23 protein-coding genes and 1 tRNA gene are annotated in these 26,066 nt (G+C 63.8%); 8 read left to right on the forward strand and 16 right to left on the reverse strand.

Annotated elements, in window-relative coordinates:
• Positions 1–4: 4 nt before the first annotated feature.
• The 8 genes from NKJ80_RS10435 to NKJ80_RS10470 form a co-directional block, all read right to left on the reverse strand.
• On the reverse strand, positions 5–1,099 hold the full coding sequence (locus NKJ80_RS10435) for an LLM class flavin-dependent oxidoreductase (protein WP_352497533.1): 1,095 nt from the start codon (positions 1,097–1,099) through the stop codon (positions 5–7).
• Between the two features lie 74 nt (positions 1,100–1,173).
• Positions 1,174–2,529, reverse strand: a complete 1,356-nt coding sequence (locus NKJ80_RS10440; RefSeq protein WP_352497534.1) for an LLM class flavin-dependent oxidoreductase — start codon at positions 2,527–2,529, stop codon at positions 1,174–1,176.
• Entirely contained in the window at positions 2,526–3,707 is a 1,182-nt protein-coding gene (locus NKJ80_RS10445; RefSeq protein WP_352497535.1) for an acyl-CoA dehydrogenase family protein, read from the reverse strand. The genes NKJ80_RS10440 and NKJ80_RS10445 overlap by 4 nt, the downstream gene beginning before the upstream one ends.
• Before the next feature lie 4 nt (positions 3,708–3,711).
• Positions 3,712–4,053, reverse strand: coding sequence for a DUF3088 domain-containing protein (locus NKJ80_RS10450; RefSeq protein ID WP_023670853.1), 342 nt, complete (start codon positions 4,051–4,053; stop codon positions 3,712–3,714).
• 10 nt (positions 4,054–4,063) lie between these two features.
• Positions 4,064–5,419 carry an LLM class flavin-dependent oxidoreductase gene (locus tag NKJ80_RS10455; protein WP_352497536.1) on the reverse strand — a complete coding sequence of 452 codons (1,356 nt, stop codon included), beginning with the start codon at positions 5,417–5,419 and terminating at the stop codon, positions 4,064–4,066.
• 13 nt (positions 5,420–5,432) lie between these two features.
• Positions 5,433–6,608, reverse strand: coding sequence for an acyl-CoA dehydrogenase family protein (locus tag NKJ80_RS10460; RefSeq protein ID WP_023670851.1), 1,176 nt, complete (start codon positions 6,606–6,608; stop codon positions 5,433–5,435).
• A 21-nt stretch (positions 6,609–6,629) separates the two neighbouring features.
• Positions 6,630–8,069, reverse strand: coding sequence for an NAD(P)-binding domain-containing protein (locus NKJ80_RS10465; protein WP_352497537.1), 1,440 nt, complete (start codon positions 8,067–8,069; stop codon positions 6,630–6,632).
• An 835-nt stretch (positions 8,070–8,904) separates the two neighbouring features.
• A tRNA-Ile gene (locus tag NKJ80_RS10470) sits at positions 8,905–8,980 on the reverse strand.
• A 134-nt stretch (positions 8,981–9,114) separates the two neighbouring features.
• Between NKJ80_RS10470 and NKJ80_RS10475 the strand changes: the two genes are divergently transcribed.
• Positions 9,115–9,825: an SIMPL domain-containing protein gene (locus tag NKJ80_RS10475; protein ID WP_023672467.1), complete on the forward strand. Its 711-nt coding sequence runs from the start codon at positions 9,115–9,117 to the stop codon at positions 9,823–9,825.
• Positions 9,826–10,093: 268 nt separating this feature from the next.
• On the opposite strand, the gene NKJ80_RS10480 is transcribed toward NKJ80_RS10475, so the two are convergent.
• Entirely contained in the window at positions 10,094–10,438 is a 345-nt protein-coding gene (locus NKJ80_RS10480; RefSeq protein ID WP_023672466.1) for a hypothetical protein, read from the reverse strand.
• A 220-nt stretch (positions 10,439–10,658) separates the two neighbouring features.
• A complete protein-coding gene (locus NKJ80_RS10485; protein WP_023672465.1) occupies positions 10,659–11,105 on the reverse strand; it encodes a YcgN family cysteine cluster protein in 447 nt (148 codons plus the stop codon).
• A 202-nt stretch (positions 11,106–11,307) separates the two neighbouring features.
• Between NKJ80_RS10485 and NKJ80_RS10490 the strand changes: the two genes are divergently transcribed.
• Positions 11,308–13,518: an OmpA family protein gene (locus NKJ80_RS10490; protein WP_023689763.1), complete on the forward strand. Its 2,211-nt coding sequence runs from the start codon at positions 11,308–11,310 to the stop codon at positions 13,516–13,518.
• Between the two features lie 326 nt (positions 13,519–13,844).
• Complete coding sequence (locus NKJ80_RS10495) at positions 13,845–14,360, forward strand: TIGR00645 family protein (RefSeq protein ID WP_023672463.1); 516 nt, start codon at positions 13,845–13,847, stop codon at positions 14,358–14,360.
• Between the two features lie 129 nt (positions 14,361–14,489).
• On the opposite strand, the gene NKJ80_RS10500 is transcribed toward NKJ80_RS10495, so the two are convergent.
• The 3 genes from NKJ80_RS10500 to NKJ80_RS10510 all read right to left on the reverse strand — a co-directional run bounded on the left by NKJ80_RS10500 (position 14,490) and on the right by NKJ80_RS10510 (position 17,066).
• The gene (locus NKJ80_RS10500) at positions 14,490–15,356 is read right to left on the reverse strand and encodes an SDR family oxidoreductase (RefSeq protein ID WP_023744356.1); all 867 of its coding nucleotides are present in this window, start codon (positions 15,354–15,356) and stop codon (positions 14,490–14,492) included.
• Between the two features lie 118 nt (positions 15,357–15,474).
• Positions 15,475–16,185 carry a helix-turn-helix transcriptional regulator gene (locus tag NKJ80_RS10505; protein WP_196813812.1) on the reverse strand — a complete coding sequence of 237 codons (711 nt, stop codon included), beginning with the start codon at positions 16,183–16,185 and terminating at the stop codon, positions 15,475–15,477.
• An 8-nt stretch (positions 16,186–16,193) separates the two neighbouring features.
• Positions 16,194–17,066, reverse strand: a complete 873-nt coding sequence (locus NKJ80_RS10510; RefSeq protein WP_352497538.1) for a S1C family serine protease — start codon at positions 17,064–17,066, stop codon at positions 16,194–16,196.
• Between the two features lie 169 nt (positions 17,067–17,235).
• On the opposite strand from NKJ80_RS10510, the gene NKJ80_RS10515 reads away from it, so the two are divergent.
• Positions 17,236–18,186: a S1C family serine protease gene (locus NKJ80_RS10515; protein WP_023672459.1), complete on the forward strand. Its 951-nt coding sequence runs from the start codon at positions 17,236–17,238 to the stop codon at positions 18,184–18,186.
• 4 nt (positions 18,187–18,190) lie between these two features.
• Here the strand turns inward: NKJ80_RS10515 and NKJ80_RS10520 are convergent, their stop codons facing one another.
• A complete protein-coding gene (locus NKJ80_RS10520) occupies positions 18,191–19,102 on the reverse strand; it encodes an arginase family protein (protein WP_023672458.1) in 912 nt (303 codons plus the stop codon).
• A gap of 94 nt (positions 19,103–19,196) precedes the next feature.
• Positions 19,197–19,622 (reverse strand): VOC family protein, encoded by a 426-nt coding sequence (locus NKJ80_RS10525; RefSeq protein ID WP_023672457.1) that lies wholly within the window; start codon positions 19,620–19,622, stop codon positions 19,197–19,199.
• 66 nt (positions 19,623–19,688) lie between these two features.
• On the opposite strand from NKJ80_RS10525, the gene NKJ80_RS10530 reads away from it, so the two are divergent.
• Positions 19,689–20,315: a TetR/AcrR family transcriptional regulator gene (locus NKJ80_RS10530; RefSeq protein WP_023701145.1), complete on the forward strand. Its 627-nt coding sequence runs from the start codon at positions 19,689–19,691 to the stop codon at positions 20,313–20,315.
• On the opposite strand, the gene NKJ80_RS10535 is transcribed toward NKJ80_RS10530, so the two are convergent.
• Positions 20,248–21,204 (reverse strand): LysR family transcriptional regulator, encoded by a 957-nt coding sequence (locus tag NKJ80_RS10535; RefSeq protein WP_352497540.1) that lies wholly within the window; start codon positions 21,202–21,204, stop codon positions 20,248–20,250. The genes NKJ80_RS10530 and NKJ80_RS10535 overlap by 68 nt on opposite strands.
• Before the next feature lie 109 nt (positions 21,205–21,313).
• On the opposite strand from NKJ80_RS10535, the gene NKJ80_RS10540 reads away from it, so the two are divergent.
• From NKJ80_RS10540 to NKJ80_RS10550, 3 genes are all read left to right on the forward strand, one after another.
• Positions 21,314–21,949 (forward strand): FMN-dependent NADH-azoreductase, encoded by a 636-nt coding sequence (locus NKJ80_RS10540; RefSeq protein WP_023672454.1) that lies wholly within the window; start codon positions 21,314–21,316, stop codon positions 21,947–21,949.
• Between the two features lie 110 nt (positions 21,950–22,059).
• Positions 22,060–23,493: a 3' terminal RNA ribose 2'-O-methyltransferase Hen1 gene (locus tag NKJ80_RS10545; protein WP_245260141.1), complete on the forward strand. Its 1,434-nt coding sequence runs from the start codon at positions 22,060–22,062 to the stop codon at positions 23,491–23,493.
• On the forward strand, positions 23,490–26,066 hold the full coding sequence (locus tag NKJ80_RS10550; RefSeq protein WP_352497541.1) for a polynucleotide kinase-phosphatase: 2,577 nt from the start codon (positions 23,490–23,492) through the stop codon (positions 26,064–26,066). The genes NKJ80_RS10545 and NKJ80_RS10550 overlap by 4 nt, the downstream gene beginning before the upstream one ends.

The raw sequence follows: 26,066 nt of genomic DNA on the forward strand, positions 1-26,066 counted from the left end.
CACGTCATTCAACAAACGCGGCTTGGACCCTATTGCGCAATAGCGGGAGCAACTGGTCGCCTTGCCGCTTGATCTCGGAAAGATACGGCGTGTCCGAGAGCACGAAATGCGTGATGCCCAGATCCCGGTACTTGCCGAGCGAACTGGCCACGTCGGCGGCCGAGCCGACCAGCCAGGTGGTGCCGGCGCCGCCGCCGCCATATTTGCCCGGCGCAGTGTAGAGATTGTCGTCCAGCACCTCGCCGCGCGTGTGCAGATCGAGCAGACGCTGCTGGCCTACCGCTACCGCCCGACCATGATCATTCCAGCCGGCGCCCTGGCCCTTTGCCATTTCGGCGACCTTCGCCTCGGCGTCCGCCCAGGCCTGCCCGGTGGTGTCGCGGACCAGCGTGGTGACCCGCAACCCGAATTGTAGAGGTGGGAGGTCCCGGTCAAGTTCCCGGCTCAAGGCCTTGAGCCGCTCGATCCGCTCCCGGACGCCGTCGAGCGGCTCGCCCCAGAACAGCTGGACATCGGCCTCGCTGGCCGAGACGCGCTCGGCCGCCTCCGACGCGCCGCCGAAATAGAGCCTGGGATGGCGACGGTTTCCACGGACAGGGATGCGGGGCATGACGGTAGACCCGGTGACCTTGAAGTGCTCGCCGGCAAAGGTGACGTTCTCTTCGGTCCAAAGTCTGCGAACCAGCCGCATGAACTCTCTGGTGCGGGCATAGCGATGGTTCTGCTCGCCTTCGCTGTCGCCATAGGCAGCGAGGTTGTCCTTGCCCGACACTATGTTGATACGCACGCGACCGCGCGTCAGCTGGTCGAGCGTGGAGACCGCGGATGCGAAGTGCGCTGGCCGCCAGTAACCCGGGCGGATCGCGATGAGCGGCTCGAAGGAGGTGGTCCGCGCGGCGAGCGCGGCGGCGACGGTAAACGTGTCGGGCCGGCCCCAGCCGGTACCGATCAGCGCGCCCTTCCAGCCGTGTTCCTCAAGCGCCTTTGCGTGGCTGGTCAGCGTCTCCAGGCTGTTGTGGTCCTCGACGGCCGGCTCGCCGCGGTGACCGGGATCGACCTGGTTCGGGATGTACCAGAGAAATTCGGGATCAGCGCTCATTGTCGGGCCTGTATTTTTGTCGGGCGTGGAGGTCAATGGCGGTACCTTCCGCGCCGTTATCGTTTGATGATCGTTCAATGGGTGGCCCCGAGCAACCCTGACGCCTTGTGCGGCTGCGGCGCGAAACGGCTTTCAGGCCTGATAAGGCCGAGATGGTCGCGTAGCGTGCGCCCTTCATAGTCGCTGCGAAACAGGCCGCGCCGGCGCAGGATCGGCACGACCGTATCGACAAAGACTTCCAGCCCGGTCGGCAGCACGTCAGGCATCAGGTTGAAGCCATCGGCGGCGCCGGCGACAAACCATCTTTCGATATCGTCGGCGATCTGCTCCGGCGTGCCGACAACGGTGCGGTGGCCGGTACTGCCGTTGAGCGCCCGGATCAGTTGGCGAACGGTGAAATCGTTGTTGCGGGCAAGTGCCAGCGTGGCCTTGAAGAAGGTGTGGCCGCCGTTGGGCGGCAGCGGGATGACGTCAGGCAGCTTCTCGTCGAGCCTCAGCCGCTCGCGGTCGATGCCGAGCACCCCCGACAGCCGCGTCAGGCTGTAGTCGAGCGGGATGCGGTCCCACAGTTCTTCCTGCCGCCGCTCCGCTTCCGCCTCGGTGCTGCCGATGATGGTGGCCAGACCGGCGAGGTTGAGCGGCAGGCCGCCGCTTCTGCCATAGGCGACAGCCCGGGCCTTCAGCTCCTTTGCGTAGGCGAGCGCCTCCTCGAACGATTGCGACGCGGAAAACACCGCTTCGGCGTGGCGCGCGGCGAGCTCCTTGCCGTCATCGGAACCGCCGGCCTGGATGACCACCGGATGCCCTTGCGGCGAGCGCGGCACATTGTGCGGCCCATGCACCGAAAAATGCGCGCCCTCGTGCTCGATGGCGTGAACCTTGGCGGCATCGACGAAGCGCCCACTGGCGACGTCGCCGATGAAGGCATCGTCCTCCCAGCTGTCCCACAGCGCCTTGACGATTTCGGTGAATTCGGCGGCCCGCTCGTAGCGCCGGCCATGATCTATCGCGCCGGTCAGGCCGAAATTGCGGGCCGAGGCGGGATCGGCCGTGGTCACGATGTTCCAGCCGATGCGCCCGCCGCTGACATGGTCGAGCGTCGCGAAACGACGGGCGATGTTGTAAGGCTCGTTGAAGCTGGTCGATGCCGTCGCAATCAGGCCGATGCGCTCGGTCGCGGCGGCTATCGTCGCCAGCACGATGGTCGGTTCCAGCGATGTAATCGGCCGATAGTCGATGCGATCCGAAATTGCCGCCTGATCGGCAAGGAATATAGCGTCGAGCTTGGCGCGCTCGGCGATCTTCGCCACCTGCACATAGTGGTCGACGGTGAAGGCGGCATAGGGGTCGACCCCGTCCATCCGCCATGCCGCCGGCGAGAAGCCGGCGTGCAGGATGTTGACATTGAGGTGGAGCTGCCGGTCGCTCATCGAAAGACGCCGGGCTCGGGATAGGCGCCGGTTAGATACCAGGTGCCGACGGTGCGGGCCTTGTATTCGGCGGGGTTGTGCAAGGTGTGGATGCGGGCATTGCGCCAGAAACGGTCGAAGCCGTATTTGCGCACCGCCGAGCGCGCGCCCATCACCTCGAAGATCTCGGTGGTGACTTCGAGCGCGACATTGCCGGCCAGCACGTTGGCCGCGGCAACTGCAACCGCCGCTTCCCCGCGCTCTTGCTCGGTCAACGCCTTGCCGCGCGCGATCGCATGATCGATCGCCGCCGCAGCGCGATCAGCCAGCACCGTTGCCGCCCGCGTCTTGACCCAGAGCTCGCCATATTGCCGCTTGATCCATGGATCGTCGATGTGGCGCTCGACGCCGGAATACATCCACGGTCGCGAGCTGTTGAGCGTGTAGTCGCGTGCCGCTAGCAGTGCGCCCTGGGCGGTGCCGATGAAGACATTGAGCAGCACGCTTTGCTGCTGCAGCGGGCCGATGGTGCGGATCGGCAGCGACGCGTCGACCCAGCCGCGCACCAGTTCGTTGTCATGGACCCTAACATCCTTGTAGGCGACCTTGCCACTGCCGGTCTGCGTCTGGCCGATGCCGTCCCAGTCGTCGAGAATGGTGATGCCCTCACGATCCGCGGGGATGGCCGCGAACTTCCGCTCGCCGCTGACCTCGTCTTCCCAGGAGGTCGAAAGATAGTCGGCGACATGCGAGCCGGAGGCGAAGGGCTTGAAGCCGCTGACGATCGTCCACTCGCCATCCTTGCGGCCGAACAGCGTCTTGGAAAAGCTGTTGCCGGTATTGCCCCAGAACCAGTCGCCCGCAGCCGAACGCCGCAGCAGATCGGCTGAGCGCGGTTCGTCCGAATTGAGCCTTGCGGCGATCAGCGCGCTGAAATGGTAGCCGTAGATGTGGCCGATCGAGCCGTCGACCTTGGCGAACTCGCGGCCGATCTTCAGCGCCGTCGAATAGGGTTCGCCGGCGCCGCCGAATTCCTTGGGAATGACGATACTGAGCAGGCCGCTCTCCTTGAGCAGGCGGATCTGTTCGACGGGCCTGCCGCCAAGCTGGTCGCGCTCGACCGCGTCGCGGGCAAAGATGTCGCGCAGCTCGACCGCCTTGGCGATCCATGGATTGGAGGTATCGGGATCGAAGCTCATCAGGTCACTCATGCAGATGCGGGAAGCCGTGGCGCTCGGCAAGCAGCGCAAGAATGCGCCTTGTGTCGTCGGCAAAGACCTTGCCCTTGGCGGTCGGTAGGTCGGCTGGCGGATCACTGCCGACGACCAGCACCGGCAGCGACTGGTGGCGTTCGCCGAGCGCATCGATCACCTTACCCCTCGGCCTTGCGAACGGCACGCGCTCGACGTCCAGCCTGGCGGCAAGATCGGGAAAGGCTGCGAGCAGCCCTTCGACCTTGTTGGAATAGGGGCAGACGAAGGTCTGGCCCGGATGCTTCGGGTCGGCGAAACCCGGCTGGATGAGAAAGAGCGTGTCGCGCGCCATCGGCTCATTCCTATTCCGCCGCCGCCGCGGCATGCCGCGAAAAACGGTTTGCCGGCCGCTTCAGGCCGAGATTGTCGCGCAAGGTGCTGCCCTCATACTCCCGACGGAACAGGCCACGGTGGCGCAGTTCCGGCACCACCAACTCGATGAAATCCTTCAAGCCGCCGGGCATGATCGGTGCCATGATGTTGAAGCCGTCGGCGCCGTAATTCTCAAAGCGCTCTTCCATCGTGTCGGCGATCTGTTGTGGCGTGCCGACCACCTGCCAGTGGCCGCGAGCGCCGGCGATGCGCAAATAGAGCTGCCGGATCGTCAGCTTCTCGCGCCGCGCCAGATCGATGACCAGCGCCTGCCGGCTCTTGCCGGCATTGGTCTCCGGCAGTTCCGGCACCGGCCCGTCGAGCGGATAGGCGGTGAGATCGAAGCCGCCGGCCAGCGCCGAGACCAGACCGAGGCCCACTTCCGGCTGGATGAGATCCTGCAGCTGTTCGAACTTTTCCTGCGCCTCGGCTTCGCTGCGGCCGACGACCGGAAAGATGCCTGGCAGGATTTTCAGATCATCCTCTGAACGGCCGTACTTACCGAGCCTGCCCTTGACGTCGGCATAGAAGGCGGTGGCTTCATCGAGCGTGATCTGCGCGGCGAAAATCGCTTCCGCGGTGCGCGCCGCCAGCTCCTTACCGGGGCCGGACGCGCCCGCCTGGACGACGACCGGATGGCCTTGCGGCGTGCGCGGCGTGTTCAGCGGACCGCGCACCTCGAAGTGCTGGCCCTTGTGGTTCAGCACATGCAGCTTCTCCTTGTCGAAATAGCGCCCGCTCACTTTGTCGCGCGGGAAGGCATCATCCTCCCAGCTGTCCCACAGCCCAAGCACGACATCGGCGAATTCCTCGGCGCGATCGTAGCGGTCGCCGTGCTGGATATGCGTATCGTGGCCGAAATTGAATGCCGCATCCGGATCGGACGAGGTGACGAGGTTCCAGCCGGCGCGCCCGCCGCTCAGATGGTCGAGCGACGCGAACTGGCGGGCCAGATTGTAGGGATCGGAATAGCTGGTCGAAGCCGTGGCGATCAGGCCGATGTTGGTGGTCACCGCCGACAGCGCCGACAGCAGCGTAATGGGCTCGAACGGATAGACGCCGCTATGCGCCTTGCGGCTGGCAGCCTCGAGATTGCTCAGCCGCGCCGCGACGCCATCGGCAAAGAAGATCGCATCGAATTTGGCCGCTTCCGCGAGCCTGGCCAGTTCGACATAGTCGCCGAGGCTGGTCCCCTCGGCCGCCTGTGGATGGCGCCATGCCGCCACATGGTGGCCGGTGAAGAGAAGAAACGCTCCAAGCTTGAGCTTGTCCTTGCGCCTGGCCATTTTCCGCGCCTCCTCAGCGATACAACCCGCCGACCGGGAATTCCCCGGTCAGCAACCAGGTGCCGATGGTGCGCTTCTTGTATTCGGCCGGGTTGTGCAGCGTGTGCGTGCGCACATTTCGCCAGAACCTGTCATAGCCATTGGCCTTGGTGGCCGAGCGGGCGCCCATCACCTCGAAGACCTCGCTCGATGCGTCGAGACCGATTTGCCCGGCATAGACATTGGCGGTGGCAAGGTCGATCGCCGTCTGTCCGCGCTGCTCCAGGGTCAAGGCCTCGCCCTTGCCATAGGCGGCATCGAGGCTGCGCGCCGCCACATCGGCGAGTTCGGCGGCAGCCAGCGTGCGGATATAGAGATCGCCATATTTGCGCTGAACGAACGGATCGTCGGTGTGGTTCTCATAGCCGGAATAGACCCAGGGTCGCGATTGCGAGACCGTATAGTCGCGGCCTTCGCTCAGCGCTCCTTGCGCGCTGCCGACGAAGAGGTTGAGCAGGACCGCCTGCTGGAAGAGTGAAATCAGCGTCTGGAACGGCGTCAGCGGCACGGCGGGCGAGCCGATCAGTTCGTCATCACCGATATGCACATCCTTGAACGTGACTTTACCGGAACCCGTCTGCCGCTGGCCGACGCCATCCCAGTCATCCTCGATGACGATACCTTCACGATCGGCCGGGATCGCAGCTGCCAGGCGGTCCTGGCCGTCTTCCCATGCCACCTGGATATAGTCGGCGATGTGCGAGCCGGAAGAGAACGGCCGGAAGCCGTTCAGGATCCAGCCCGAGCCGTTGCGCCTGGCCGTAGAGGTCTTCGACATGGCGTTGCCGGAATTGCCCCAGACCCAGTTCTCGCGGGCCGAGCGTGTCAGCAGTTGGTCCTTCTGCGCGTCCGTACCGCGAAACAACACGCCGTTGAGCGGCAGATGATGGTAGCCGTAGAGATGGGCTAGCGAACCATCGGTGCGGGCAAATTCGCGCACGACGCGCAGCACCGACAGCCAGGGCGCGCCCTTGCCGCCATAGTTTTTGGGAATCTGCGCCGACGGCAGTCCACTTTCCTTGAGCAGGCGGATCTGCTCGACCGGTCGTCCACCGGCCTTGTCGCGCGCCACCGCATCGCGATCGAAGATGGTGCGCAGCTCGACCGCCGTGGCGACGAACGGGTCGGAAAGGTCAGGGCTGAAGGTCATGCGTTTGTCCATGGAATGCGTCTATTCCGCCGCAATGGTCTGTGCCGGCCGCCAGACGGCAGAGGCGTAGGCCTCCTCCCCGAACTCGGCCGGATGGCTGCCGGTGATGCGGCTCTCATGGCTGTCGAGATCGGCAAGGAAGAGATCGCGGCTGATGCGGGCGACGACAGCCGGCACGTCGCGCCTGATCGACGGAACATCGCCTATCGGCAGGCCGAAACTGACGAAGCCGCCTGGATTGAAGACGTGGATGTTCCTCAGGAACGGCGCCTCCCCCAGCGCTTTCTCGAGGAATTCATGGCCGAGGCCGAGATAGGGATGGGCGCCGAAAAATTCATCCAGTTCGCCTTCCGCCGGCGCGTATTGGTCACGCCACAGCCGGATCGAGGCGGCGAAATCGCTAAATTCCGGCTTGCGCGTCGGGTCGGCGAAATAGCCGGTGCCGGCGATGACGAAGTCGAAAGCGAACGTCTCGGCGCCGATGTCGGTGACGACCTTGCCGCCGTCGATATCCGCATTAGTCCAGGGGGCACCGAGATGCAGGTGGAAATTCTTGTGCCGCACCACCCGCTCCACGGCATCGGGCGGTGGCGTCGAACCGGCCTCGCGGAAGCGCAGTGCCTGGCGCCAGCGCACCGGATCGGGCAAGCGCGGATAGTTGTCATAGGCGCCGGGATAACCCCGCACGCGGTTGATCGGCACGCTGGCGATACTGGTGCGCCGCGCGAACAGGCGCACCGATTGCGCGCCGGCCTCAAGGGCTGTCCCCGCCGCATCGAATGCCGAAGCCGCCGACCCGACGACAGCGACCGCTTTGCCCTTGAGCGAGGCAAAATCGATTGCCGCAGAACTGTGTGCGACAAAGCCCTGGGGCAGAGCAGCGAGCACCGCCGGTATCATTGGACCGCCGCTGCCGCCAAAGCCATTGGCCAGAATGATCTTCCGCGCCGTTTCGATCAATGGCGTGCCGCCGGCATCGAGGTGGAGGCGAAGATACCCGTCAGCCGGCTCGATGCGAAGGAGACGCGTGCCGTAGCGAATGCCAATGCCGAGAAAGTCGCGATACCATTTCAGGTAATTCGCCCAATCCGTCCGCGCGATGCGGTCGAAGCCGGCATAGGCTTCGGCACCATGGCGCGCTTCGTACCAGGACTGAAAGCTCAGGCCCGGCAGGCCGAGTTCCGGTCCCGGCAGGCCCTTTGGTGTTCGCAGCCGGTTCATCCGCGCATGCGTGAGCCAGATGCCGGCCTTGCCCTCATCCGGCGCCGCATCGATGACCGTGACCTTGCCGATGCCGGCCCGCCTCAACGCGAAGGCGAAGGTCGCGCCCGTCTGCCCGCCGCCAACGACAAAGACATTGTGGTCGATGCCCTCCCGATCCGGCACCCAATTTTGCGGATCGGGACCGATCAGTCGAAGTGTTTCGCGGGCGTCGTGATCTGGATCGGACGGTAAGGCCATTTCGGTCCTGGCTGAAGTTCAAGCGTTACACCAAACTCCGCCCCGGTCGGCAAACAGTCCAGAAATGTCTGCTTTGATTGCCCGGTAGTTTTTTTCACTTGCATCCAACGGCACAATCGGAGCGTCACCGGGCTGGTGCCGGATATTCGGCACCACCTGCAATCCGTGATGACAAGCGAACAATTGGCGCGCAGGACTGACACAATCTGAACGCTCGGTTGCCCGCGTCGGATTCCGCTGCAATTCTTGCCCGTTGAAAGGAGTACGCTGCGTTTCCGACACTCACCCAAGTAGGGGTCGAGTCCACGTGTGGAAAAACGCGTCATGCACCCGAAAGGAGACCTCGAAGACTTCGATTGGTGGCGGCTCTCACCACGCCTTGAGCCTGCACCGGCGTCAAGTACACGGCGCCGTCGCGGTCGCGATTGAGATCTATCTCAAAGCACGACCGATGGAAAACGATGCGGTTGGGGACATTAACGATTACCATTCTCATGGTTGCCTCAGCCTTTACCTGTCCGGGCTGGGGAAGAGAATTCTGTCGGAATTGGCTGCCAGATCCGCACAGATCAACCGAACTGGCAAGCGCATTTTGAGACTGCGGCCGAGTTCAGAGCCCGCCTAATTGCACGTCGTTGCCGCCGGATTGCCGCACGCATCGTTGCAGGGTATTTCGAACCAGGGGGCTTGAGCTAGGTGTGACAGTGCCATCAACGAGACGGAGAAAATTGACGAACGGGCCCCAAAACCATTTTGCCCAGAAGCCATAGATTTACCCGATAACGCTCAACTCAAACTCAAATAATTAGGCGTAAGGTATTGATATATAATAAACTGGTGGGCCCGGAGGGACTCGAACCCCCAACCAAGCGGTTATGAGCCGCCGGCTCTAACCATTGAGCTACAGGCCCCACGCGCGCTGGATTAGTGTTTTTCCTTGCGCGGCACAAGGCTTTCCGGACGAGCTGGCCGAGATCGCCCAAATCAGCCCATATTCGCGCCCTAGTCGACAGGCGCGACTGGATCGCACACCGAGGAGATTTTCATGACCAGACATATTTTGCCGCTCGCACTTGCCGCCGCGATCGCTTTTCCGGCGATGGCAAGCGCTGCCGATTCGCTGCCCCCGCCCCGCATCATCGTGTCGGGTGAAGGCCAGTCGACCGTGGCGCCTGACCTGGCGCTGCTGACGCTCAGCGTCATGCGCGAGGCCAAGACCGCACGCGCGGCACTCGACGCCAACAACGACGCCATGGCCGCCGTGATCGCGGCAATGAAGTCGGCAGGGATCAAGGACCGCGACCTGCAGACCGCCGGCATCCAGATCAACCCGCGTTACAACTACACCAACAAACCGGACGGCAGCCAGGAAGCCGAGCTTGTCGCCTACCAGGTGACCAACACACTCTCGGTGCGCATCCGCGACATCGACAAAACAGGTGAGATTCTCGACAAGGCTGTGTCGCTCGGCGTCAATCAGGGCGGAGGCATTTCGTTCTCCAACGAGGATCCGAAAGCTGCCGTCACCGAAGCCCGCAAGAAGGCGGTCGCCGATGCCATGGCCAAGGCCAAGACGCTGGCCGAAGCCGCCGGCGTCAGCATAGGCCGGGTGCTGGAAATCACCGACCAGAACGTTGCGCCGGCGCCGATGCCGATCAATGCAAAGGCCTTCGATGCGGCAGGCGCCGCGGTTCCCGTGCAGGCCGGCGAGAATGCCTACGCCGTGCAGGTAACAGTGACATTCGAGCTTAAGTAGCAGGCCGCCGGGCTGGGCGCGGTTCTGCTGAACCCGTCGGCCGGAACCGCAGATTTCCGACATGAAAAACCCCGGAGGACTGGCCTCCGGGGTTTTTTCGAGCCGCACCTTTCCGCGGAGGGAAAGGGGCTCCTGGCTGACCCTAGAAGGGTCATGCCGCTACTCCAGGTACTCCAGGCTGATCCTGGCAGAGGAACATGCCTCCGGATCGACCTTCGCAGAAGGTCGTATCCCAGACTGATCTTCGCAGAAGATCAGTCTGGTTCTCTTAGCGATAGATAACCGGGCAGCCGCGCTCATTGGCGAACACGACCACTACGCGATCGCCATACTGGCGGCCGGCGACCTTCACCACGCGGCGATTGACATCGACGATGCGGACGCGGTGCAGGCCCATGCGCTCGGCCTTGTCGAGGGCGCGGTCCGGCGAGCAGCGGCGCCAATTGCGGTCACGGCGAAAGCCGTCCTCATCGTCGCCGGTGTAGACGCCGACGCGGCGGTCATGGTTGTTGCCGAAGCCGAGATAGATCGAGTCCGCCTGGGCGGGCACTGCGGCAAGGGTGCCGAGAGCTACGAGACCCGAAAGGGCTGCCGTCTTGAATGAGTTGAACATTGTCTTCTCTCCTTGTTGAGGGCTTGCGCCCGTCTTGGTCGAACCGATGGGGGGAGAATGCTCCTTGCAATCTGAACTCTTCGCGAACCGGCCGTTCATTTTCGGTTAATCTGCCCGACAGGTCAAAAGCAACCGCCCCTTCCACCGCTGCAAACGATCCTGACCGTCAAAAACGTCCAATGGCGCGGAACGCCCTATGGCAACGTCCGTTCCAGAATGCTCAGGGCTCGTCGTCGAGCATATAGTCGAAATAATCGTCCGGCTCGGCCAGATCGGTCTCACTGGCGCGGACGCGGCCGCGCATGGAGATGCCGGCATCATGAACGGTCTCGGCACTTCCCGACACCAGCCTGTGCCACCAATAGAGGTCGTGCCCCTCGGCAACCAGCCGGTAGGCACAGGTTTTCGGCAGCCACGTGATGGTGCGCACATTCTGCGGCGTCAGCCCGACACAGTCCGGCACGCGCGCCAGCCGGTTGGCATAGTCCGAACAGCGGCAGCTTTGCCCATCGAACAGCCGGCAGCCGACTGATGTCCAGTAGATCTCGCCGGTATCCTCGTCCTCGAGTTTAGACAGGCAGCATTTTCCGCAGCCGTCGCACAGCGATTCCCACTCGGTGGGCGTCATCGCTTCCAGCGTCTTGGTCTTCCAGAACGGCGTTTCCATTATGGGTCGAGATGTGGCCTCCGCATGCGGCAAGGTCAAGCTGTTGTGTGACTTCAAGTTCCGGCCGCACCATAGGAAAAACATGAAGTTGCCTTCAAAACGCCGGTCAATCGTCCTTGGGTGCGGGTAATGCCTGCAAACCGGAACCAATCCGGTCAAGGACAGTTTGGGCAGGGATGGGACCCCACAAGGAGAATTTAAGATGAAACGCCAACCACGGGTACTGGCAGGTACGGCACTTGGCCTGCTTATGGCATCCGCGCCGTTGGGCGCATCCCCGTTGCAGGGCAACGCCGTTTTCGGCCCCTTGCAGCACACGGCCGCGCCACTGATCCTGGTCCAGGACGACCCTGCTGCAGATGGTCAGCAGACCGACCAGGAACTGCCGCGCAAAAAGAAACGCCAGCAGGCCGAACAGGCAGCGCCGGCCGCCGAGCAGCCTGCACCGGCTGCAGAGCAACCCGCCCCTGCCGCCGAGGAACAACAGCCGCGCAGGAAGAAGCGGGATCAGCAGCAGACCGAGCAGGCCCCGGCCGAACAGGCCGCACCTGCCGCCGAGGAACAGCAGCCGCGCAAAAAGAAGCGCAATCAACAGCAGCAGATCGAGGCGGCGCCTGCGGATGAGGGCGGCGCCCAGGCAGCGCCGGCGACCGATGAGCAGCCGCTCAAGCCACGCAAGAAGAAGCGTGACCAGCAGCAGATCGAGGCAGCACCGGCTGAACAACCGGCCGAACAGGTAGCTCCGGCAAATGAAGAACAGCCGCTAAAGCCACGCAAGAAGAAGCGCGACCAACAGCAGATCGAAGCGGCGCCCGCTGAACAGCCGGCCCAGCAGCCTGCCGAGCAGGCAGCGCCCACCGAACAGGTGGCGCCGGCAAACGACAACAAGTCGGGCAAGAAAAAGCGCAAGCAGGATCAGCAGATTGAGGCCGCGCCTGCCGACAAAGCGCCAGACGTCAAAGTTGCGCCTGCCGGAGAGCCCGCGCCGCAGGCCGAGCCGATTCAGCCCCCGGCCGATCAGCAAGCGGCTCCCGCCGAAGGTGAACAGCCGAAGGATCAGGCGAAAAAGCACGGCAAAAAAACTGTCGGCGAACAGCCGGTGACGGGCGAACAGCAGCCTGCGACCGGTGAACCACAGCCTGCGGAGCAACCGGCCAATGCCGAGCAGCCCGCGCAACGTGAGACGCCGGCGCAAGGCGAAGCCACGGCCAACCCCGACGAAGCACCCATCCTGGACAGCCAGAAGGATGCCAGGCGCAAGCACCGCAAGGACCAGGGCGGCAACAGCCAGAATGGCGACGGCCAAAATGGGAACGGCCAAAATGGGAACGGCCAGAATGCTGGCGGCCAGACGGGCGAGCAGCCCGCGCAGGGCGGCACCGAGGCGCAAGCCCCGAAGCCGGCTCCGGTCGACCAGGGACCGCCGCCCACCGACGACAAGTCAGCTCAGCAGGCAATTCAGCCAGAAAAGATCGCCCCGGTGACGGAGGAAAAAGGCAAACGCGTCGAGCGTGCACCCGATGAGAACGTCCGCGACCGCCGGCGTCCGAAAGGCGTCGACGTCGTCAAGGAACTCGGCGACCGCGTCATCCTGCAGTTCAACAACCAGACGATCGTGGAAAGCAATGACGCTCCGCGCATGCACCGCGGCGCCAGGAATGTTTACTATGAGGAACTGTCGGGCGATCGCTCTCGGGAAATCGTCGAGCGCGACAATGGCATCCAGATCGTCACCATCCGCAACCGCAATGGCGACGTCATCAGGCGATCGCGCATCACGCCGGATGGGCACGAATATGTGCTGAGCTATGTCGACGAGCGCAGCTATGACGACGACAATGACTGGCGCGATCCCGGTGACGACCTGCCGCCGATGCGGCTCACCATCCCGCGCCGCGAGTACATCCTCGATTCGGAAGATGTCGAAAGCCCGGACGATTATTACGAGTTCCTCGAACAACCGCCGGTGGAGAAGGTCCAGCGCCTCTATTCCATCGACGAAGTGAAGCGTTCGGCGCGCGTGCGCGACATTGCCCGTCGCGTCGACCTCGATACATTGAACTTCGAGTTCGGCTCGGCCTCGATATCCGACACCGAAGTGCAGAAACTGGAAGGCGTCGCCACGGCCATGGAGAAACTGTTGAAGAAGAACCCGGCCGAAACCTTCCTGATCGAAGGCCACACCGATGCGGTTGGCACGCCGGAAGCAAACCTTGCTCTGTCCGACCGGCGCGCTGAGTCTGTCGCCGAAGCGCTGACCAATGCCTTCGGGATCCCGCCGGAAAACCTGACCACTCAGGGTTATGGCGAGGAATACCTGAAGGTCAACACCACGGCGCCCAACCGCGAGAACCGCCGTGTCGGCATCCGTCGCATCACCTCGCTGGTGGCACCGGTGGCGAGTAACAATTGATCTGCTTTCCAATGGCTTGAGCAGCTTTCTGGAATCAGATCGACAACAAGGACCCATCCCGGCAGACCGGGATGGGTCGAGCTGCGGACAGCAATCCCGGTCAGCAAGAATTGTACTGGTATTAGAACCGGCTCATTGAATAGAGCGGCCGCCCTCCCCAGATTCAAGGCTGGGCGTTCCCTGCCCCGTCCCGACTCCAGCGGGATGCATTGAACCCCCGCCGGCCCTCCCGGCGGGGTTTTTTTGCGCCGCAATTTGCCTTGCAAACCGCGGCAAGCTGACCGAAATACCCCAGTCGACCTCAGAAAGCTCACCGGAACCGCTGCATGAAACGTCTCGAACTCGCCATCGAATCGATCATCCTCGCCTCACGCTGGCTGCTGGTGGTTTTCTACATCGGGCTGGCCCTGGCGCTCGCCGTCTATGCGCTGTCCTTCGGCAAGAAACTCTACGAGTTCGTCATGGTCGCCTTCACACTCGACGACACCGACACCATCCTGAAGATGCTCGGCCTTATCGACGCCGCACTTGTCGCCTCGCTGGTGGTGATGGTGATCATCTCCGGCTACGAGAATTTCGTCAGCCGTTTCGACGACCAGGATGGCGGTGTGCACTGGCTGGGTACCATCGATGTCGGCTCGCTGAAGGTCAAGGTCGCCTCGACCATCGTCGCCATTTCCTCGATCCACCTGCTGCAGGTGTTCCTGAATTCGTCTTCCTATACGATCGACCAGCTGATGTGGCTGACCATCATCCATCTCGCCTTCGTCGTCTCGGCGCTGATGCTGGCCTATATCGACCGGCTGATGGGACTGAGCAAAGGCAAGAAGGGCGAGGAGTGATGAGCCCCTTTCTCCCCGTTCATGGGGAGGTGAGGCTGGTCCGCACAGCGGGCGAAAAGCCAATTGCTTGGTTTTTCGAAAAACGCCGGCAGGCGGATGGGGGGCAGCGCCGGCGGCCCGTGATTTCCGTCAGTAGATGCTTTTGACGTTCGTCGGCGAATTGGCAAATACCGCGTCCGGCACGAAAAAGTCGCCGGCCAGCGGCCCGGTCGCGCCCGGCGCATAGACCGCGAAATCGGTCACGCCCTCGGCCCGCAGCACCTCTTCATCAATGTAGAAATTGCCTGATGTCTCGCGCGATGGCCGCAGGAAGATGGCGTGTGCGGCATCGGCCATGATGTCGGGCAAGCGGCTCATCGCCGCGACCGTCGCGCCGCCGAGCAGATTGCGCACCGCCGCCGTGTCGATGGTCGAGATCGGCCACAGCGAATTGACCGCGATGCCGTCCTTGGCAAACTCGGCGCTCATCCCCAGCGTGCACATCGACATGCCGAACTTGGCCATGGTGTAGGCGACATGGTTCTTGAACCATTTGGCCTTCATGTCGAGCGGCGGTGCCAGATTCAGAATGTGAGGATTCTCAGCCAACTTCAGGTGCGGAACGCACATTTTCGACACCAGGAAGGTGCCGCGCGTGTTGATCTGGTGCATCAGATCGTAGCGCTTCATGTCGGTCTCCAGCGTGCCGGTGAGCTGGATGGCGCTGGCATTGTTGACGCAGATATCGATGCCGCCGAACTTTTCGACGGTCTTGGCAACCGCCTCGGCCACCTGCGCCTCCTCGCGGATGTCGCACAAAACAGGCAGCGCCTTGCCGCCGGCCTGCTCGATCTCCTCAGCCGCCGAATAGATCGTGCCCGGCAGCTTCGGATGCGGCTCGGCGGTCTTGGCCGCGATCGTCACATTGGCGCCGTCGCGCGCAGCGCGCAGCGCGATCGAAAGACCGATGCCGCGCGACCCGCCGGAGATGAACAGCGTCTTTCCCTTGAGCGACATGTCTTGGCACCTCCCTGCTACATCACTGACGCGAACCATTGCGCGGCGGCAATGCACTGCGCAAGGCCTCGGCAGCCTGCAACGGGTTACGCAACGTAGGCTCAAACGGAAAAGGGGGTTAGACCAGCACCAGGCCCTGCCGCATTGCGATCGCGATGGCATCCGTGCGGTTCGCAGCACCCAGCTTGATCAGGATCGCGGCGACATGGAATTTCGCCGTGTGCACGGAGATGTTCAGCCGCCGGGCGATCACCTTGTTGGGTGCGCCTTCGGCGAGCAGCGCCAGCACTTCCGTCTCGCGCGGTGACAGCGCTGGTCGGAGGGCGGCGCCGTCGTCAAAAGATTCCTCGCCAAACAGCCCGCTATCGGTTTCAGTTCCGCTCGCTATGTGATCGAAACCGCCATGACGATCCGGCGTCGAACGCCCATCCCTGGACACCCGGTAGCCGGCCGCCGCCAGTCTGACGGCAGCCGCGACCAGATTCGCATCCGACGCCAAAGGCAGCACGGCAAGCACCCGGTTTTCCGGCCGGCCAGCGCTCGCGGATAGCAGCACCCGTGGGATTGCGCTGTTGCCACCATCGGCTCGATCGAGCCAGGCCGCACTGTTCGCAACAGCGTCATCGAAGACAGCGACGTCGGCAATCCCGCTGCCGGCTACGACCGGAAGCAGATCGTCCGCCATGGCAAGCGAAGCTGACAGGCGCTCGGCACGCGCGGCATCGTGCAGCGCGATCAGCACCACGAGCTGGCGTCCGCCGCCCGCCACCTCCGGCCCACCCACCTCCGGCCCACCCGCCTCCGGCCTTGTCAGCGTGTCGCTTTCCATCGGCCCTCTCAGCTCAGCGGTTTTTCACCGACGGTCAGCGCGACGTCGCGCTGCTCGCCGCCGCGCACCACGCCGAGCGTCACCGCAGCGCCCGCGCTATCCGGCCCAAGCTTTCGGATCAGTTCGCGCGGGCCGTGCACGGCCTCGCCATTCCACGCCACGATGATGTCGCCCAGCGCAAGGCCGGCGGCTTTGGCCGGACCATTGTCGTCGAGGCTCATGACCATGGCGCCGCGCGCCGCGCCGTCACGGATCGGGTGCAGGCCGGCGCCGAGATAGCCGCGCGCGACATGGCCCTTTTCACGCAGCGTCGCCACGGCCCGCTCGATCGTCTCATAAGGCATGACCAGCGCACGACCACGTGGCCCAAACAGCAGCATGCCGATCAGCGCGCCCTTGGCGTCAAGCACCGGCCCGCCCTCGAAACGGCCGCCGGCATTGACGGCGAGATTGATGCGCCGATCGATGCTGCCGCCGCGCATCGAGCGCCAGGCGGGGCCGACCTCGCCGACCGAGCCCGAGACGGCCAGCGCCGAGCCCTGACTGCTGCCGACAGCGATGGCGACGTTGCCCGGCCGCACCCCATCAGCCTTGGCGAGCGCAGGCGCCGCGGCCGCGCCGGCCGGCTTCAGAAGCGCTACGCCGGTCGACGGATCGCGACCGACCAGTTCGGCCTTCACCGCTTCGCCCGAAGCCAATGTCAATTCGATCTCCTCACCGGCCTCGACAGCTTCCTCGGCGGTGACGAAATAGCCGTCACGCCAGTGGAAGGCGCTGGCGGTGCGATGGTGATGGGTGGCGAAACTTGCCGTTGCCGGCGCAGCCTTGGCGGCGAGATCGGCGATGGCCTCGGAAAATGCATTAAGGTTGAAGTCACTCATGATGATCTCCTGGGTTTTCTCATGCCCCAGATATCGCTCGGCAGTGCGCCCGGAGGTACTCGTCTGACGGCTAGTTACTGGTTTGACTGGCCATCTGGTCAGGTCGCGGCAGTTCGAGCCGCTCCGCACATATAGTCATCATCGCGCCTGAAAACACGGAGCCCCGCCAATGGCCCTCGCCGCCCACAAATTCGAAACCGACGACACACTGCTCGACGCCTATTCGACGACAGTCGCCGACGCCGTCGACCGCATCGGCCCAGCCGTCTGCCGCATCGAGCGCGTCGGTGGCCAAGGTGGCCATGGCTCCGGCTTCGTCATCACCCCGGACGGGCTGGTCGTCACCAATTTCCATGTCGTTGGCGATGCCAAAACGGTGCGCGTCTCTATGCCCGACGGCGCCTCCAGCGAAGGCCGTGTGCTAGGCCGCGACCCCGACACCGACATCGCGCTGGTGCGCGCCGATGGCAGCTTCACCGAAGTCGCGCCGCTCGGCGATTCCAAGCGGCTGCGGCGCGGCCAGATCGCCATTGCCATCGGCAATCCGCTCGGCTTCGAATGGACCGTAACGTCAGGCGTGGTCTCCGCACTTGGCCGTTCGATGCGCGCCTCGACCGGGCGGCTGATCGACGATGTCATCCAGACCGATGCCGCGCTCAATCCCGGCAATTCCGGCGGACCGCTGGTGTCGTCGGCAGGCGAGGTCATCGGCGTCAACACCGCCATGATCCACGGCGCGCAAGGCATCGCCTTCGCGGTCGCTTCCAACACCGCCAATTTCGTCATTTCGGAGATCATCCGCTTCGGCCGCGTGCGCCGTGCCTTCATCGGCATCTCCGCCGACACCACCAACCTGCCGCGCCGCGCCGCCCTTCTGTCGCAAGTGACCACCAGTACGGCGGTACGGCTGCGCAGCGTCGAGAAAGACGGACCCGCGGCGAAGGCCGGCCTCAGGGAAGGCGACATCATCGCGTCAATAGACGGTCGCCCGGTCACCGGCGTCGACGACCTCGTGCGCATGCTCGACGCCGAACGCATCGGCCGCGAGACGCTGTGCACCGTGGTGCGCCGCACCGGCGTCAGCCAGGTGACGGTGACGCCGGTAGCAAGGGCGAGTTGAGCCCTTATCGAGGGTTGAGCACCCGCCCGAGCAGCGACACCAGCAGTCGCGCAAGGTCACCGGTCGGGTCGAGGTCGGGATCGTAGATCGTCATGTCCAAGCCGGTGCAGCGCTGGTCCGCTGTCAGCGCCGACAGAATGGCAACGAGTTCATCGGGGTCGATGCCGGGGCTGCCGGGCGAATCCACCGCCGGCATCACCGTCTGGTCGAGCACATCGACATCGAGATGCAGCCAGTAGGGACAGCCGGCGCGCGCCAGCGTCGCTCTTGTCTTTTGCAACACTCCAGCCGCGCCGAGTTCCTGCGCGGCAAAGACGTCGATGCGCGTCACGGCGGTCGCATTGATGTCGGGCCAGGCAAAATCGGCATCGCGGCTCTCGCGTTCGCCGATCTGAACCACCGCCTCGTCGGCGACGAGCGGACCGACAACACCTGGCCATTGCGCCAGCAAAGCCTCGCCGCGTCCGGTGGCAAGTGCCAGATCCATGCCGGCAACCGAGCCGAGTGAGGCATTGACATCGTAGTTGCCGGGATGGCGGAAATCGCTGTGGCCATCGACATGGACCAGGGCGACCGCGCCCGAGCGCCGCGCGGCGACCAGTGCGCCAAGCAGGATCGAGCAGTCGCCGCCGATGATCAGCGGGAACTCGCCTTGCCCAAGCGCACCGGTGACGATCTCGGCAAGATCGAGGTTGAAGCAGCGGATCGCCGGACCATTACGCAGCCTAGTGCCCGGTTGCGGTTCGGTACTGTAAGCGGGTCTGTCGAGATCGACCACCCGCCCCGGCGCCAGCGACTCGATCAAACCAGCTTCGCTCAGCGCCTGCGGCGCACGCCAGGTGCCGGGCACATGGCCCGGCTCCAAGGGCCGAAGGCCGAGATTGGATGGCGCACGAACAAGGCAGATGTCACGCATGCGGCAGGCCCAGCTTCAACATCACCAACATAGACCGCATGGTGCGGGTCCGGCCACAGCGGCCGGAGCCGCTGCCGACATTTGCTGCCATTGTTCAGGCGCCCGCCGCGCCCGCCGCGAATTGCGCCTGAAATTCCGGGCTGAGCGGGATCGGCTTGATGACGTCGATCAGCACGCCATTGGGATCCCTGGTGATGAAATGGCGCTGGCCGAAGGGTTCGTCGCGCAGCGGGCACAGGATCGGCAGGCCGGCCGCAACGATCCGTTCATAGACAGCATCAGGATCCCTCACCTCGAAATTGATCAGCAGCCCCGATGTGCGGCCGCGCCCCCCCTCGGGGATCGTCTCGTGGTCGCCCTGGACGATACCGAGATTGACCCGGCGATCCTCGGCAGACTGCAGATGCACATACCAGTTGCTCGCAAACAGCGGCTTGAAGCGGAAGTGATTGATATAGAAGGCTTTTGTGCCGGCTACGTCGCCCGTCATCAGCACCGGATAATAGCTCGTCGTCTTCATCTTTCTTTCTCCCGTCAGCCAACATACAGTTTGCATGTAATTCGAAATAACATACAGGCTGCATGTATGCAACGAGAAACCCCGCGCCGCTCCAACCGCGACCGCACCGAAGCGACGCGCGCCGACCTGATCGCTGCGGCGCGCAAACTGTTCATCGAAAAGTCCTATGCCGAGACCGGCACGCCGGAGATCGTTGCGGCCGCCGGCGTCACCCGCGGCGCGCTCTATCACCACTTTGCCGACAAGCAGGCGCTGTTTGCCGCCGTGGTCGAGCAGGAGGCGGCGGCGGTGGCGCAAGAGATCGAGCGCGCCTCGCCGCCTTCTTTGTTTGCCCGCAATGCGCTGATTGCCGGCTCGGACGCCTATCTCGCCGCCATGCGCGCGCCCGGCCGCACGCGGCTTTTGCTGCTCGACGGGCCGGCCGTGCTTGGCCGCGCCGCCATGGATGCGATCGACAATCGCCACGGCAACCGGTCGCTGCGCGAAGGCCTGGTTGCGGCAATGCGCGAACAGTCGATGACCAGACTGCCGGCCGATGCGCTGACCGCTTTGCTCGCGGCTGCCTTCGACCGCGCAGCACTTGCCGTCGAGGCCGGCGCCTCGGCCAAAGACTATCGCGCCGTGCTCATGGCTCTGATCGATGGGCTGTCTCCGGCTCATCCTCAGGCAGGTCGTCCGGGTCGAACTCGTTGAAGCAGCCGAGCTGGCGTTTGAACTGGTCGATCAGCCAGGCCGCCGCCGGTTTCGGGCTGCGGTCGGCGCGGTGCATGGCATAGAGCGATGAGCGCACCTCGCTAAAGGGTTCAAGGTCGAGTTCGACCAGCCTGCCGCTGGCCAAATCGTCCGCGATCAGCCAGCGCGGCAACCCGCCCCAGCCCAGCCCCTCGCGCATCAACGTATGCTTGATACGCACATCTGTCAGCCGCCATGTACGATAGGCAAAGACGCCGAAGTCGCGTCCCTTGGTGCGTTCCGACTGGTCGCTGACAACCAGCTGGGTGTGCTCTCGCGCATCCTCGAGCGCCACCGGTTTCGGCAGCAGTGCCAGAGGGTGGGTGGGGGCGGCAGCCAGCACGATCGACATGAAGCCGATGCGCACGAGATGCACGTCGACCTCGCCCAGCAAGCCACCGATGCCAAGATCCGACTGTCCGCTGACGACATGGTCGGGGATCAGACCGAGCGTGCCGATATGCAGTCGCATCATCACGGTCGGGAACTGCGCCTCGAACGCCTTCAGCACCCGCACCAGCACCGGCGAGGGCAGCGCCGCGTCAACCGATAGCGCAACTTCAGCCTCCAGCCCCTGATGGTGACCGTCGGCACGCGTACGGATGCGCTGCAGCACGCCGACCATGCGCCGGGCGTCCTCCAGCATCGCCCGGCCGATTTCGGTCAGCTGCGGCTCGCGCGTGCCCTCGCGCTCGAACAGTTTCAGGCCAAGCTGCGCTTCAAGATTGGCGATGCCGTAGCTGATGACGGACTGCGCGCGGTTAAGCTTGCGGCCGGCGGCTGAGAAGCTGCCGGTGTCGGCGACCGCAACCAGGATCTGCAATTGGTCGAGCGTCGGATTGGGCTGCACGGCATACCTACTTTATGGATGGATCGTATAGTAAATATACCAGTTTTTTGAATGGGTCGGTAGGCCCATATCAGGCGGGAGAAATCAATTCCCACTGGAGAGAACCGCTATGTCTATCCTGCTTGTAACCTCGAGCCCGCGCGGCGCTGCCTCGCACTCGACCCGTATCGCTACCGAATTCGCTGAAAAGCTCGTCGCCGCCGACCCGTCGAATACGCTCGTCGTACGCGACCTCGTGGCCAACCCGCTGCCGCATATCGACACCGATTATGCGACCGGCATCTACACCCCCGTTGAAGCCCGCACGCCGCGCCAGGCCGAAGTCGTCGGCGTCTCCGACATCGTGCTTGACGAACTGTTCGCAGCCGACACCGTGATCCTGGCCACCGGCTTCATCAACTTCAACATCTCCTCGACCCTGAAGTCCTGGGTCGATCACATCTCCCGCTCCGGCAAGAGCTTCTCTTATGGCGAGGGTGGTCCCAAGGGCCTCGTCACCGGCAAGAAGGTCTATATCGTACTCGCCTCGGGCGGCATCTATTCCGAAGGTGCGGCCGTGCAGTTCGATCACGCCATCCCCTATCTGCGCGGCGTGCTCGGCTTTCTCGGCATGACCGACGTCGACGTCATCCGGATCGAAGGCGTCGGCATGGGTCCCGACGCCGTGACCGCCGCGCTCGCCAATGCGACCGCCAAGGTCGATGCCGTGGTGGCCAAGACCGCGAGCGCGCAAATCGCCGCGTAAGCACACCCCGTCATTCGCATTGAAAAGGCAGGCGCTTCGGTGCCTGCCTTTTTCCTTGTCAGGCGGCGCGATAGGTTGCGTGTCGAAAACGGATCTATCGCGTTACTAGATTGCCGCGCAACGCCATTGGTTATTCGGCCTGTCTGCGTTATCGGTCGCTGATGTTCCTTTCCGTCGCGACAACCCATCATCCAGCCACAGATCTCGGCTTCTTGCTGCACAAGCATCCCGAACGTCTGCACGAGACTGACCTATCCTTCGGCAAGGCCTGGCTGTTCTATCCGGAGGCGACCGATGAGCGTTGTGAGGCTGTGCTTCTGCTCGATGTCGATCCGATAGGGCTCGTTCGGGGCAAAGGCCAGGCAGAGGGCTTGCTGGATCAATATGTAAACGACCGACCTTATACGGCATCGTCTTTTCTGTCTGTGGCTTTGAACAAGGTACTGCGGACAGCGATGACCGGCATCTCGAAGGAGCGCCAGCAACTGGCCGATAGCGACCTCCCGCTCGAAGCTGTGGTGACCCCGCTGCCGATGCGTGGCGGCGAGGCCCTGGTTCGAGATCTATTCGAACCGCTGGGATGGACCGTCAACCTGGCGCCGGTCGAAACTGTCGGATCTGGCGCGGGTGGACCACGATACGGTCATCTGAGGCTGACTGGCACCGGCCGCCTAAGCAGCCTGCTCAACCACCTTTATGTCCTGATCCCGGTGATGGACGACACCAAGCACTACTGGGTTGGCGAGGCCGAGATTGACAAGCTGCTGTCCAAGGGCGAGGGCTGGCTGGAAAACCACCCAGCCAAAGACCTGATCGTGCGCCGTTATCTGCGCAACCGAGGTGCGTTGGCCCGCATCGCCCTGGAGCGGCTGGCTCCGGAGACGGCCAATGAGGTCCTACCCCCCGAAGCCCGGGCTGCACCTGAGCAAGCGCTGGAGGCGCCCATCCGGCTGAACGACCTGCGCATGGACGCCGTGGTGCAAGCCATTCGGACGACCGGAGGGACCAGTGTTGCAGATTTGGGGTGTGGCGAAGGCAAGCTGCTCTATCGGCTCGTGCGCGAAAAATGGGTCCACAAGCTGTTCGGGCTCGACCCCGCTATTCGTGAACTGGAATGGGCCGCCAAGCGTCTCAAACTGAACGAGTTCGGGGGACCGCCTGAAGACCGGGTCACGCTGCTGCACGGATCGCTGACATATCGCGACAGCCGATGGGCGGAAGCCGACGTCGCGGTGCTGGTCGAGGTCATCGAACATCTCGACGAAGACCGGCTGCCAATGATCGAGCGTATTATCTTCGGCGAGACAGCGCCAAAATTCGTGATCGTGACTACGCCGAACGCTGACTACAACCCCTTGTTCCCCAGTCTGGCCGCCGGCGCTTTTCGCCATCCGGATCACCGTTTCGAATGGGGCCGGGTTCGGTTTGAAGCCTGGGCGGCCAGGATCGGCGAGATCTATGGCTATAGCGCCGCCTTAAGTGGCATCGGAGCCGTGGACCCCGTGCTCGGCGCGCCGACGCAGATGGCGGTGTTCACCCGATGAGAGAGCCAGACAAGACCGACCTCACCATCCCTGACTTCGCCCTCGTCGTGCTGATCGGCTCGACGGGATCGGGCAAGTCGACCTTCGCCGCCAGGCACTTCCTGCCGACCGAAATCATCTCGTCGGATCGCTGCCGCGCGTTCGTCAGCGACAACGAGACTGATCAGGATGTCTCGGCCGACGCTTTTGATTTGGTGCGCGAAATCGCCGGCAAACGGCTCAAGCATCGAAAGCTGGCCGTCATCGACGCGACCAATGTGCGACCCGCTGATCGCAAGGCGTGGGTCGAGCTGGCGCGCAAATGGCACGCTTTGCCGGTCGCCGTGGTCATCGATCCGGGTGTTGATGTTTGCGTCGCCCGCAACGCGCTACGAGCCGATCGTCCCTTCGGCGCCGGCGTTGCCCAGCGCATGACGAACGAAATTCGCAAGGGCCTCGGCGGCCTGCAACGCGAAGGTTTCCGTCAGGTCTGGAAGCTCACCGGCGAGGCCAGTATCGACGCGGCCAAGGTCTCGCGTCAGCCATTATGGACCGACAAGCGCGACGATTGTGGTCCTTTCGACGTCATAGGTGATGTCCATGGTTGCGCCGACGAACTTCAGACCTTGTTCTGTCAGCTCGGTTACAGCATCGCCTGGTCCGACGGCCATGGTGATCGGACCGTCACTGTAACGCCGCCAGAAGGCCGCAAGATCGTCTTTGTCGGCGACCTCGTCGATCGTGGTCCCAACGTGCCCGACGTCTTGCGCATCGCCATGAGCATGGTCGCGGCGGGAACCGCCTACTGTGTCCAGGGCAATCACGAACGCAAACTCAGCCGCTGGCTGGAAGGCCGCAAGGTCACGATCGCCCACGGCCTGCAGCAAACCATCGACCAGTTGGACGCTCAGGATCGCGGCCTGCGAGAGGCTTTGCCGGCCTTCCTCGACAGCCTGCGCAGCCACGTCTGGCTGGACGGCGGACGCCTCGCCGTGGCACATGCCGGACTCAAGGAAGAGATGATCGGGCGCGGTTCCGGCGCGGTGCGCGAGTTCGCCCTCTATGGCGAAACCACGGGCGAAATCGACGAATTTGGCCTGCCCGTCCGTGCCGACTGGGCAGCCGCCTATCGGGGCAAAACCAGCGTAGTATACGGCCACACACCGGTGCTGTCGGCGGAGTGGGTCAACAACACGCTTTGCATCGACACCGGCTGCGTGTTCGGCGGCAAGCTGACTGCCTTGCGCTGGCCGGAACGCGAACTGGTCGACGTGCCGGCAGTCGAGACCTGGTCCGAACCCGTGCGTCCCCTCGGCGGACCGGGCCTTGGCAAATCGGCACAGGCCGATGCCGACGGCGTGCTCGACTATCAGGATGTCTCTGGGCGACGCTGGATCGAGACCGAACTGAAAGGCAGGGTTGTCGTGGCCGAGGAGAACGCGTCGGCGGCACTTGAGGTGATGAGCCGCTTCGCGCTGTCGCCGCAGTGGCTGGTATATCTGCCGCCGACAATGTCGCCATCCGAGACCAGCAGCCAAGCCGGCTGGCTGGAACGCCCCGAGGAAGCTCTCAGTCATTTCCGCGAGCGTGGCGTCACCCAAATCCTGTGCGAAGAGAAGCACATGGGTTCGCGGGCAGTCATCGCTCTGTGCCGAAACGCGCAGACGGCGCGCGACCGGTTCGGGGTATCTGGCGACGAGACAGGCGCGATCTGGACCCGGACCGGACGCTCCTTTTTCAGCGACAGCGGCATGACGGAGCGCCTGCTCAATCGCCTGCGCGCCAGCGTCGACGCTGCGGATCTATGGCAGGAATTGAACAGCGACTGGTTGCTGCTGGACACCGAGATCATGCCATGGTCGGCCAAGGCAAGCAGCCTGATTGAAAGCCAGTACGCCCCAGTGGCAACGTCTGCGGCCGCTGGGCTCCAGGCCAGCCGCGAAGCGCTGGCCCGTGCGATGGCACGCGGCGTGGATACGGCCGCGCTCAAGGCTCGCATTGAGGACCGCGCCGCGCGTGCCGCCAGATACGCCACTGCCTGGGCGCCTTACGTGTGGCCGGTCTCGGGCGTCGACGACCTGAAGGTCGCGCCGTTCCACCTGCTGGCAAGTGAGGGATGCGTCTGGTACGACCAGAACCACGTTTGGCACATGACGCTTGCGGACCGTCTGGCTGCCGGGGGCGGCGTGGTAACGCGAACGCAATGGCGGATGGTTGACCTGGCCGATGCCGGTTCTTGTGCGGAGGCCGTCGCCTGGTGGGAGACGCTGACCGACTCAGGCGGCGAAGGGATGGTAGTGAAGCCGCACGACTTCGTCAGCCGAAACAAGAAGGGGCTCGTGCAACCGGCGCTGAAAGTGCGCGGCCAGGAGTATCTTCGCATTATCTATGGCCCCGAATACGATGCGCCGGACAATCTCGTGCGCCTGCGCGAACGAGGCTTGGGTGGCAAGCGCAGCCTGGCGCTCAGAGAGTTCGCGCTCGGTCACGAGGCACTGAAGCGGTTTGTCGCCAAGGAACCGCTGCGACGTGTTCACGAGTGTGTTTTCGGCGTCCTGGCGCTGGAGAGCGAGCCAATCGATCCGAGGCTGTAG

The sequence above is a fragment of the Mesorhizobium sp. M0030 genome (assembly GCF_040323695.1).
In the GTDB taxonomy this organism is placed as follows: domain Bacteria; phylum Pseudomonadota; class Alphaproteobacteria; order Rhizobiales; family Rhizobiaceae; genus Mesorhizobium.